Annotated in this window: 7 protein-coding genes; 5 read left to right on the top strand and 2 right to left on the bottom strand. The window is 37.9% G+C overall.

Going from position 1 to position 11,742, the window contains the following annotated elements; all coding sequences use genetic code 11:
• The first annotated feature begins 129 nt into the window (after positions 1-129).
• Complete coding sequence (gyrB, locus tag ACM0OR_RS14860; RefSeq protein ID WP_414577041.1) at positions 130-2,067, top strand: DNA topoisomerase (ATP-hydrolyzing) subunit B; 1,938 nt, start codon at positions 130-132, stop codon at positions 2,065-2,067.
• A 151-nt stretch (positions 2,068-2,218) separates the two neighbouring features.
• Here gyrB and ACM0OR_RS14865 read toward each other — a convergent pair whose 3' ends face one another.
• On the bottom strand, positions 2,219-2,371 hold the full coding sequence (locus tag ACM0OR_RS14865; RefSeq protein WP_414577043.1) for a hypothetical protein: 153 nt from the start codon (positions 2,369-2,371) through the stop codon (positions 2,219-2,221).
• A 1,450-nt stretch (positions 2,372-3,821) separates the two neighbouring features.
• On the opposite strand from ACM0OR_RS14865, the gene rpoD reads away from it, so the two are divergent.
• Positions 3,822-5,000, top strand: a complete 1,179-nt coding sequence (gene rpoD, locus ACM0OR_RS14870; RefSeq protein ID WP_190696769.1) for an RNA polymerase sigma factor RpoD — start codon at positions 3,822-3,824, stop codon at positions 4,998-5,000.
• A 270-nt stretch (positions 5,001-5,270) separates the two neighbouring features.
• Here rpoD and ACM0OR_RS14875 read toward each other — a convergent pair whose 3' ends face one another.
• Positions 5,271-5,450: a chlorophyll a/b-binding protein gene (locus tag ACM0OR_RS14875; RefSeq protein ID WP_015139003.1), complete on the bottom strand. Its 180-nt coding sequence runs from the start codon at positions 5,448-5,450 to the stop codon at positions 5,271-5,273.
• Between the two features lie 465 nt (positions 5,451-5,915).
• Here ACM0OR_RS14875 and ACM0OR_RS14880 point away from each other — a divergent pair, with 465 nt between their 5' ends.
• From ACM0OR_RS14880 to ACM0OR_RS14890, 3 genes are all read left to right on the top strand, one after another.
• The gene (locus ACM0OR_RS14880) at positions 5,916-7,448 is read left to right on the top strand and encodes a SagB/ThcOx family dehydrogenase (RefSeq protein ID WP_323264760.1); all 1,533 of its coding nucleotides are present in this window, start codon (positions 5,916-5,918) and stop codon (positions 7,446-7,448) included.
• Between the two features lie 253 nt (positions 7,449-7,701).
• Positions 7,702-10,149, top strand: a complete 2,448-nt coding sequence (locus ACM0OR_RS14885; RefSeq protein ID WP_414577045.1) for a GAF domain-containing protein — start codon at positions 7,702-7,704, stop codon at positions 10,147-10,149.
• A gap of 42 nt (positions 10,150-10,191) precedes the next feature.
• On the top strand, positions 10,192-11,712 hold the full coding sequence (locus ACM0OR_RS14890; protein ID WP_414577046.1) for an ATP-binding protein: 1,521 nt from the start codon (positions 10,192-10,194) through the stop codon (positions 11,710-11,712).
• Positions 11,713-11,742 lie beyond the last annotated feature (30 nt).

The following is an 11,742-nucleotide window of genomic DNA, read 5'->3' on the forward strand; positions in this document are numbered from 1 at the left end:
ACATCCCCTATATAAACTTCTCATAAAAATGCCCTACAGTCGCCATCAAGGCTTTTGTGTTAAAATTTTGGGGTGTTTTGACTTTACAGCCTTTGGGCGATTTCAACCCCACGCATCAGGAGAATTTTCATGACGAGCAGTTACAGTGCCGATCAGATTCAAGTTCTGGAAGGTCTGGAAGCCGTCCGCAAACGACCGGGGATGTACATCGGTTCTACCGGCCCGCGAGGACTCCACCATTTAGTTTATGAGGTGGTCGATAACTCTATTGATGAAGCATTAGCAGGTCACTGTACTCATATAGAAGTTGACCTCAATGCTGATGGATCAGTGACGGTGACAGATGATGGCCGCGGTATTCCAATTGATACTCACTCACGCACGGGGAGATCGGCCTTAGAAACTGTGTTAACCGTACTGCACGCTGGGGGTAAGTTTGGCGGCGGTGGTTATAAAGTTTCTGGGGGATTGCACGGGGTTGGGATTTCTGTCGTTAATGCCTTATCGGAAGTTGTAGAAGTAACCGTTTGGCGAGATAGCAAGGTTCACACTCAACGATATGAACGGGGTGTCCCTGTCACGGAACTGATCGCCAAGCCTTATAAGGAAGCGAGAACAGGTACATCTGTCAGCTTTAAGCCAGATCCGCAAATCTTTACCACTAATACTGAGTTTGATTACATTACCCTATCATCTCGATTACGCGAATTAGCGTATTTGAATGCCGGGGTGAAAATTACTTTTACCGATCACCGCTTAGACGTTATTAAAAGCGATACACCCAAGATAGAAAGCTACGAGTATAAGGGTGGGATTCGGGAATATATCGCTTACATGAATCGCGAGAAGCAGCCACTGCATGAAGAAATTATCTATGTGCAGGGAGAACGCAACAACGTACAAATAGAAGTCTCCTTGCAGTGGTGTACGGATGCTTACACAGATAATGTGCTGGGTTTTGCCAACAATATTCGTACTGTTGATGGTGGTACACACTTAGAAGGTTTAAAAGCGGTTTTAACCAGAACCTTAAATGCGATCGCTCGCAAGCGTAATAAAATTAAAGAAAATGAACCCAACCTCAGTGGTGAACACGTCCGGGAAGGTTTAACGGCGGTTATTTCTGTTAAAGTCCCAGACCCTGAATTTGAAGGACAAACCAAAACTAAACTCGGTAACACCGAAGTTCGGGGTATTGTTGATTCTTTGGTAGGTGAGGTTCTCACAGAGTATCTAGAATTTCGTCCCGGTATAGCAGACTCTATATTAGATAAAGCTATTCAAGCTTTCAAAGCCGCAGAAGCTGCACGCCACGCGCGGGAGTTAGTACGACGCAAATCAGTATTAGAATCTTCTCCATTACCTGGTAAATTAGCAGATTGCAGTTCCCGTGATCCTAGTGAATCGGAAATATTTATAGTGGAAGGGGATTCTGCGGGTGGTAGTGCTAAACAAGGACGAGATCGCCGTACTCAAGCAATCTTGCCTCTACGGGGTAAAATTCTCAATATCGAGAAAACTGACGACTCCAAAATCTATAAGAATAATGAAGTCCAGGCTTTAATCACAGCCTTGGGTTTGGGAGTCAAAGGTGACGAATTCGATTCCACCCAACTACGTTATCACCGCATCGTTATTATGACAGACGCGGACGTAGATGGGGCGCACATCCGCACACTCTTACTGACATTCTTCTATCGATACCAGCGAGCGCTCATCGAACAAGGCTTTATCTATATCGCTTGTCCCCCATTATATAAAATAGAACGGGGACGTAATCATGATTATTGTTATAGCGATCGCGAACTGCAAGCAATAATCGCCAAATTCCCAGCTAATGCCAACTATACCATCCAACGCTTTAAAGGTTTGGGTGAAATGATGCCTGCACAACTTTGGGATACCACTATGAATCCCCAAAGCCGCACTCTCAAACGCGTAGAAATTGAAGATGCAGCTGAAGCAGATCGCATCTTTACAATTTTAATGGGCGATCGCGTTGCACCTAGACGTGAATTTATCGAAACCTATGGTTCTAAACTAAACCTCCACGATCTCGATATCTAAGGGACTTCCAACTAAAAAAATGTTCCATCTGTAGGGTGCGTCAGTGTGAGAAACCTTTGCTATGCGCAGATATTCTTTGTACTGACGCACCCTACGAACAGTCAATTTGGGATAATTTAATTTTTGGAAGTCCCTAATCAGCTGACTAGCCTCAAATAAACTTCTGCATGGGTAATTGGTAAACATCAATTACCCATTTATTGTCAATGCTCACCTCTACCCTCATCGCCTCACCACACCAACACAACCAATAACACAGTAACTTCACAAAGAAAAAATCTTCAGCGTGCAGGATATCTACCAAGGAAGTCAGTCCGGGAAATTTGTTTTGTTTTTTTAGTTAAGGAAAATTGTTTGATAATATACATTAAGGAATCATTAACTACATCATCAATTTTTATTGATATCAAAATGCACAAAACTGTTTTCATGTCAAGTAACTTTTCCAAATTGATTGAATATTGTTTGTTATTGCTTGAATAATTCAAAAAAATATTAATTTTTAGTTACCAAGCTCATTAATGCCACCATCGGAAACAGCATTTGTTAAGCTGGGATAGCAAAGCTCTGTATTAATCAGACTAGTATAACTATCCGAGTTTCTTCAGCATCAAAGATGACGAAATCACAATATTTTCCAGGACATAAGCCGAATTTATTGCAATTTTTTGACAACCTACCAGATTGGAAATAGGTTAAACCTGAAGATGAAGACCAAAATTAAGCATCCCCTTATACAGATGCCTAAAGTAGACAATAGTCTGATACTAGCTAGCTAATATGTTCTCTCTTTAACTTTTTGAGAGCTATAATTTCATCTGTATTAGATAAAGTTTTGCTTTAAGTCAGCAAATATCTGTAATCCCAACTGTCAAATCCCTTTTTAATTGATTAAAATATCGTTGGATACAATAATCAAAGTTTGTCAAGATTCAGAGGTGTGAAATCTCAGCATTGCGCTAATGTGTGAATAAGGCTGAATTTCTGAAATCTCAACCAACTGCCATTGGGGTAGTGTCCAAAACCTTTACTAGCTAGTAAAGGCGGTTGACACGTAAAAAGTTCCGTCTTTAAAGACAAGAACTAACTCCATTGGTATCTTGATTTAATTGGAAGTCTTACCCAATTCTCCGGACTGACTGTTTTATGAAGGAATTGTAAAAATGGGTGACTCAATGCTTCTGGAATAAGTTAACATGAAATACACTATATTCTAGGTAATTTGTGTTTTACATAATACATAAAATTATGTAAAGACAGCTTTAAATTCCTAAGAATATAAAGATAATGCCACTGCAATTCAAAAAAACTTTAGAGAAAATTTAAGTGCATCACTACCATGTTTAATGTCTTTTTGATATTAGTGGCTTTACCTTGCTTAATGACTTCATGATTAACACACAAAAAAAGTGCAATTTTTGTGAAACAGGCTACAATCGAAACAGTCTTTATAGGAAAATATGCCCACAGCCATAATTCATTTATACCGAGGGATAAATTTTTTGATCAAGACAAGTTTTTTTAGAGAAGCCAGTTAAAAGTTGTATGCGAAAGCAACAATTTTGGCTGGCATTGATAGGTGAGTAAGTCAGCATCCACTGCGGCTTTTCCCATTCGTTAAGGAAGAGCAAAACTTCCTAAAAACACCAGGGTAATCAATCTAAAACCCTATTGTTTATCAACTAGCTCAATTTAAAAAGAGCAGTAACCAAGTCTTGAGTAATTGATTCTGCAAGGAGCATGAGGAACGCGGCATGAACCAGGCTAACAACGTACTCGATAGCATTTATCAGCCTGACCTAGAAATAATGAATCAGCCTGAAGAAATCGAGTTAGAAGACCTCTTAATTGAAGAAGAAGAAGAGGACTTGCTGCTTACCGATGAAGGCGAAATTGATGATTTTTTAGAGCCTCAGTCTGATGAGGACGACGCAAAGTCTGGAAAAGCCGCTAAATCGCGTCGTCGGACACAAAGCAAGAAGAAGCACTACACTGAAGATTCGATTCGTCTTTACTTGCAAGAAATCGGTCGAATTCGGCTGTTGCGTGCTGATGAAGAAATCGAATTGGCGCGGAAAATTGCTGATTTATTGGAATTAGAACGGGTTCGAGATAGGTTGCAAGACCAATTAGAACGCGAACCCGAATATAAAGAATGGGCAGAAGCCGTACAACTACCATTACCAGCATTTCGTTATCGTCTGCACATTGGTCGCAGAGCGAAAGATAAAATGGTGCAATCGAACCTACGTCTTGTAGTTTCAATTGCTAAGAAGTACATGAATCGCGGTTTATCATTCCAAGATTTAATTCAAGAAGGTAGTCTTGGCTTGATTCGGGCTGCGGAGAAGTTTGACCATGAGAAAGGTTATAAATTCTCCACCTACGCTACATGGTGGATTCGCCAAGCCATCACCAGAGCAATAGCAGACCAATCCCGTACAATTCGTCTACCTGTTCACCTCTACGAAACCATTTCGCGCATTAAGAAAACTACCAAGTTGTTGTCTCAAGAAATGGGACGTAAACCAACAGAAGAAGAAATCGCGACTCGCATGGAAATGACCATCGAGAAACTACGGTTCATTGCTAAATCTGCTCAATTACCAATTTCACTAGAAACACCCATTGGTAAAGAAGAAGATTCCCGCTTAGGTGATTTTATTGAATCCGACGGTGAAACCCCAGAAGATCAAGTTTCTAAAAATCTTCTCCGTGAAGACCTCGAAAAAGTCCTCGATAGCCTCAGCCCTCGTGAACGTGATGTTCTCAGACTGCGCTACGGTTTAGATGATGGTCGGATGAAGACCTTAGAGGAAATTGGTCAGATTTTCAACGTTACCCGTGAACGGATTCGTCAAATAGAAGCCAAAGCACTCCGTAAGTTACGCCATCCCAATCGCAATAGCGTACTTAAGGAATATATCCGGTAGTCCTAAATCAATAGTCAATTATCAATAAATAATCAAGCTTTTTCAATCTTGAACTTGACTGTGGACTTGCGACTATTGATTAAAAATAATAAAAAACCTGGGAGATAATTTAACTCCCAGGTTTTTTGTTTATCTCTTTATTATTACGAGGCAACCTGACATCTTAAAACTTATACCAACTCAAAAGATAGAAGCAACACATTTACCTAGGTAATAGCGCAGTGGATTACGCACCTACGTGTCTATTTGTCGCATCTTTTTAAACTAGTATTACAGAATGCCCCAGAAATGTAAAAAGCCTTGACCAGAGAACAATTCAATTAATACAGCCGCTAAAAAACCAATCATTGCCAAGCGACCGTTCCAAATTTCGGCTTGGGGAGTAAAGCCCCAACGCCAAGCGTTGCGATCTTCGATTACAGGAGCTGTGATTTTTGTTGTGTCTGTCATGATTGGCACTCCAAACTGAATTTGCTAAGGATTGTTGCCTTATGTAAACTAATATAACAATATTTTTTAGAAATGCAACATTTCTTTATAATTTTCTGGCGATAAATTGACGGCGATTTTCGCATACATCAAAAGAATTGCTTGATACATCTATCTTTTGATAGAAATATTTCAAGTTAGAACAGTTAACTACCTGCATATGGCAATATTAATAATCCTGAATTATTGGCAAAATTTAGCAACTCTTATGAAATATTTGCAAAAGCTAATAGTTTTTCTGTCGTAGATAATTTGCAAAAATTGGCGTGTCAATCTCTTGTCTCCCCATCCCTCTGACTTCTCAACTTCAAGGGAATGATAAAATACTCAGATGTAATTCCTGCAACTGTATTAATTAAAACGAAATAATGGGACTGATGAATGCCAAGATCAACATAAGGATGTCATAACGGTATCACCAGCACTATGCCAGAACTACACCAATCAATTGCCCAACACTATCATGAACGGACTAAATATGACCCTGATACCCTTGCTGCTAAGAGCCAGAGTTTAGATTGGGCTAAACAGCCAGTACCTTTTAAGGAGTATAGAATTGGTTCTGATATCGACCTCAAACCTTATATTCAAGAAACTCCAGAGGCGTTTGTCAATGACCCTAATGCCCAATGGTGGCAAAGACTTTCGCGGTTTTTGTTTCGCAGTTACGGATTGACAGCTAGAATGCCTTCTCTGGGGAATACGGTATATTTACGTTCTGCTCCCAGTGCTGGGGGATTATATCCTGCGGAAGTGTATGTAGTGTCTCGTGGTACACCCCTATTACCGCCAGGGCTGTATAACTACCAATGTCGGACTCATTCACTGACCCACTATTGGGAAAATGACACGTGGCAAGCATTACAAGAAGCTTGTTTTTGGCATCCGGCTTTAGAAAATACCCAATTAGCAATCATTGTAACGGCAGTTTTCTATCGTTCTGCTTGGCGGTATGAAGACCGTGCTTATCGGCGGATTTGTTTGGATACAGGACATTTATTGGGCAATATAGAATTAGCAGGGGCAATTACTGATTATCGCCCGCATTTGATTGGTGGTTTTATTGATGAAGCAGTTAATAATTTACTTTATATAGATCCATTACAGGAAGGAGCGATCGCTGTTTTACCTCTAGCAGACTTATTAGATATCAGACAAAATTTACCATCAGGATGTACTGCCCTCCCCTCAGCTACAGAAACTAACTATCCCCACATACCGGATGGTGAACTTCTGTCATATTTTCATTGCTACACCCAAATTAATACTGGTATTACGGGCAACCTGAATTTACCTACAGTCAAACAACCAAAATCCTTAGAAGATAAATATAATTTTCCTTTCTGTCTTAAAGTTCCCACTACCACCACACCCATTGATTGGGGAAACCATCTCTCAGATTTAGAACTTACCATCCACAAGCGGCGTTCTACCCGTGCTTACAATGGTGATGAGTTAATTCTAGATGAACTTAAAGCTTTACTCGATTTCACCTATCAATCCCAAAATTATCTAGACCAAAATTTAGATCCTGCACCTGATTACTTTGATTTGAATTTAATCCAAACATTTATTGCTGTTTGCGGTGTTAAAGGACTAGAAACTGGTTGTTACTATTACGCACCCAAAGCCCAAGAATTACGACAAATCAGGTTTAAGAATTTCCGGCGAGAATTACACTTCCTTTGTTTGGGTCAGGAACTAGGTCGAGATGCTGCGGTCGTGCTTTTTCATACAGCCGACCTGAAATCAGCTATTGCTCAATATGGCGATCGCGTTTATCGTTACTTACACATGGATGCTGGTCATTTAGGGCAACGTCTAAATTTAGCTGCCACTCATCTCAATTTAGGTGTCAGTGGTATCGGTGGCTTTTTCGATGACCAAGTAAATGAAGTTTTAGGAATTCCTGCTGATGAAGCTGTGATTTACATCACTACTTTAGGTCGTCCGCGATGAAATAAATCACAAGGTTTCAAAGAATTTTAGATTATAACTAGCTCTCTAGTGTAACTATTTTATTTGTCTTTATGTACGGCTCATTAGTGAGATAAAACCTGGAAATACCAACAAATTATTTATTTGTATTGACACTCCCTAATAACTAACTGCCAATTTGGGATAATTTGTTTTATTTCCCCTCAAGTTATTTTAATATTTTTACTAATAAAGTAAATTATAACTTTTTTAAAAAACAAGTAATCAATCAATAATGTTATTATCTGACGATGAAAGCCAACGCCTCGAATTATTGCAAAAATGTCAGATTTTAGATACACCACCGGAAGAAGCTTTCGATAATCTGGTGCAATTGGCGGCTGATATTTGTGAAACACCAATAGCTTGTATTAGTCTCATAGATACTGATCGGGAATGGTTTAAGTCCAAAGTGGGAATAACTGAATCAGAAATACCACGGAGCATTTGTTTGGGTAATTATACTATTTTGCAAAGAGAAATATTAGTTATTCCAGATATTTTGCAAGATGATAGGTTTGCTGAAAATTCTCCAGTATTATCAAACTGTCATGTGCGTTTTTATGCGGGTATTCCTCTAATTACTGCCAATGGCTTTGCAATAGGTAGTTTGGCTGTTATGGATTTTGTACCACGGTACTTGAACCATAAGGTACAGGCTTTATTACATAGATTGGCAAGTCAAGTAATCAGCCAAATTGAGTTACACCAAGAGAAAAGAATTCATGTCGAAGAACGGGAAATAATTGAACACGCACTACAGACAAGTGAGGCTAGACTCAGAGGTATTATCGAGGCTATTCCTGTCCCATTAATTATTTCACGGGTAGCAGATGGTTTAATTTTATATAGCAACTCAGAATTTATTCAAAAATTCCAATTAACTAATGATGATTTAGTAAATCGGCATATTTCAGAGCTATACCAAAACTCGAATGACAAACAAAAAACTTTAGCAGCATTAGCTCAAAATGGTTCTTTAGTAAATTACGATATCCAATTTAAGCGGACTGATGGTACATTATTTTGGGCTATTGCATCACTACAATATTTAAATTTTAACAACGAATATGCTATTTTAACTATTCTTTATGATATCACTGAACGGAAAAATGCCGAGGTAAAACTCCAAGAGCAAAATTCCTTCTTGCAAAATATTTTTGCACTTATTCCTTTAATGATTGCGATTGTTAATACCGATGGTAAAGTTCAATGGGTAAACCAAGAGTTAGAACGTATTTTAGGTTTGGATTTAGAAGATTTTCAAACTCGTGATGTTTTAGCAGAGTTGTACCCTGATCCTGAATATTATCAGTCTGTGATTAATTGTATTCAATCCGCAGACAGCTCTTGGAATGATTGGAAAACTTTGTTACCCAATGGTCGGTTAATAGATACATCTTGGGCAAATATCCTACTTCCTAATGGTCAAATCATTGGGATTGGACAGGATATTACAGCACGTAAACAAACTGAACGCACACTCAAAGCTCAAGCTGAAAGAGAGCAACTAATGCGAACTATTGCTCAAAGAATACATCAATCTTTAAATCTTCAAGATATTCTCAATGCCACAGTTCAAGAAGTGAGAGATTTACTAGAAGTTGATCGCGTTGTAGTTTATCAGTTTGATCTAAATATGATTGGTAAAATTGTTGCCGAATCAGTACAACCAGGATGGACAATTTCTTTGAGTACAGACATTGAGGATACTTGTTTTCAGACAGGGGCAGGAGCAGAGTATTACCAGAGAAGAAAACGAGCGATCGCTAATATTTATGAAGCTGGACTGACCAATTGTCATATTAAATTATTAGAACAATTTCAAGTCAAAGCCAACCTAGTCGTACCAATTTTACTAGAAATGGGGGAAGGGGATATCAATCCTCACCTTTGGGGTCTTTTGATAGCACACCAATGTTCTAGCACCAGGATATGGAAAGAACATGAACTAGATTTACTTGATCAACTTTCTGTACCAATTGCGATCGCTATTCAACAATCTTACATATTTCAGCAAGCCCATAATGAATTGGCTGAACGACAAAAGGCAGAAATTAAATTAAGAAATGCCTTAGCTGAAAAAGAAATTTTATTAAAAGAAGTTCATCATCGGGTTAAAAATAACTTGCAGATAGTTTCTGGATTATTACAGTTGCAGGCTCAAACCCTCAAAGACCCTGAACTAATTAAAACATTAAGAGATAGTCAAAATCGTGTTGAATCAATATCTATGGTTCACAAAAATTTATATACTTCTCCTGATATTGGTCAAATTAATATTACTGAATATATTGATAATTTAGTAACTAGTATTATCACCTCATATCATATAGTACCAGGAAAAATAATTGTAAGAACGGATATTCATCCCATTCATTTGAATATTGACCAAGCGATCACCTGTGGCTTAATCATCAACGAACTAATGTCTAATTCTCTTAAATATGCTTTTCTTGATCAAGAAAAAGGCATGATTATCATTAGGTTACGTCCTATAAATAACAATATTGAAATGATTATTCAAGATAATGGTGTTGGTTTACCGAATGATTTAGATTGGCAGAATCCAGTTTCTCTGGGTCTTTCGTTAGTGTATGATTTGGCAACAGAACAATTAGAAGGAGATGTGACTGTAGAATCTCTTAATGGCACATTATTTAAAATAAGCTTTCCACAATAAATTATTATTGATTAATTAATTTAATAAATTTAAAAAAGAGCAATGGAAACAGCAAAAATTTTAGTAGTTGAAGATGAAGTCATTGTGGCTAGAACTATTGCCAGTCAACTTACTCAACTAGGCTACACAGTGATAGGTACAGCTTCTTCGGGAAAAGTAGCGATCGCTAAAGCATTAGAAGCTAAACCAGAGTTAGTTCTAATGGATGTCATCCTCAAAGGTGAAATGGATGGGATTGATACCGCTAGTTACATTAGGGAACACTTAGATATTCCCGTTATATTTTTAACCGCCTATGGTGATGATAATACTTTAGAGCGAGCAAAAATTACCCAACCTTTTGGATATATTATTAAACCATTCACATCTAAAGACTTACGCATAGCCATTGAAATTGGTCTTTTAAAACATCGATTAGAACGAGATATTAGAGAAAATCATGATAAATTAGCAACTTTGTTAAATTCGATTAGTGATGCAGTGATTGCCACTGATGATCAGGGACTTGTAACATTTATGAATCCCGCAGCCGAAGCTTTGACTGGTTGGCAGCAGAAAGACGCTTTAAGTACAGATATATCTAAAATTTTTCATCTTGTGGATGAAGTTACAGAGACTAAATTAGAAAATCCAGTCACCAAAGTTTTAAGAGAGCAACAAGTAGTTTATTTAAAAGAGTTCACATCTTTAATAACTAAAGATGGCAAACGAGTACCTATTGGTGATAGTGCTTCCCCTATTATGGGATTACCTAATCAAATAAATGGTGTCGTTATTGTTTTTTGGGATCTCAGTGAACGGCGTAAAACAGAATTACTAGAACAAGCCTTACATAAAGAACAAGAACTAAATAATCTAAAATCGCTTTTTATATCTACTGTTTCCCATGAATTTCGCAATCCTTTAAGTGTGATCCAAACCGCAGTTGAATTGATAGAATTGCAAGGAGAAAATTTAACAGAAGTCAAGAAAAATACTTATTTAAGAAGAATTAAGATTGCAGTTGAATCCATGAAGAACTTGATGGAAGATGTATTGTTTATGGGAAAAGCAGAAGCTGACAAGCTAGAGTGTAAACCTGCACCTTTAAATTTGAAAGAATTCTGTCAAGAATTAATAGAAGAATTTACATCTTTAACAACTAGTGGACATGAAATTATTTTTAACTGCTCTAGTGAAGCAACGGATGCTTTCATGGATGAACGACTCTTAAATTATATGTTGGTAAATCTTCTTTCTAATGCTGTTAAGTATTCTCTTCATCGTAAAACTATTAGATTTGATTTAATTTGTGACCAACACACTAATTTAGCAACCTTTAAAATTCAAGACGAAGGAATTGGTATTCCTGATCCAGATCAAGCACGCCTATTTGAATCATTTTATCGAGCCTCCAATGCTCAATCAATCCAGGGTACTGGACTAGGTTTAGTCATAGTTAAAAGATGTGTTGAAGCCCAGCAAGGAACTATTATTCTCAACAGTGAAGAAGGTAACGGTACTACATTTACAATCACTTTGCCTTTAGAGGTGACAGGTGACAGGCAGGGGGAGACAAGGTAGATTATATTTCCAATGCCCAACTCTCAATAT

This window comes from Anabaena sp. CCY 9402-a, assembly GCF_963920945.1.
Taxonomy (GTDB): Bacteria; Cyanobacteriota; Cyanobacteriia; order Cyanobacteriales; family Nostocaceae; genus Trichormus; species Trichormus minutissimus.

What these genes read in the sequence shown, in the direction of transcription:
- gyrB (WP_414577041.1), top strand. Translation starts at nt 130, where the DNA reads ATGACGAGCAGTTACAGTGCCGATCAGATTCAAGTTCTGGAAGGTCTG.
- rpoD (WP_190696769.1), top strand. Translation starts at nt 3,822, where the DNA reads ATGAACCAGGCTAACAACGTACTCGATAGCATTTATCAGCCTGACCTA.
- ACM0OR_RS14875 (WP_015139003.1), bottom strand. Translation starts at nt 5,450, where the DNA reads ATGACAGACACAACAAAAATCACAGCTCCTGTAATCGAAGATCGCAAC.
- ACM0OR_RS14880 (WP_323264760.1), top strand. Translation starts at nt 5,916, where the DNA reads ATGCCAGAACTACACCAATCAATTGCCCAACACTATCATGAACGGACT.
- ACM0OR_RS14885 (WP_414577045.1), top strand. Translation starts at nt 7,702, where the DNA reads ATGTTATTATCTGACGATGAAAGCCAACGCCTCGAATTATTGCAAAAA.
- ACM0OR_RS14890 (WP_414577046.1), top strand. Translation starts at nt 10,192, where the DNA reads ATGGAAACAGCAAAAATTTTAGTAGTTGAAGATGAAGTCATTGTGGCT.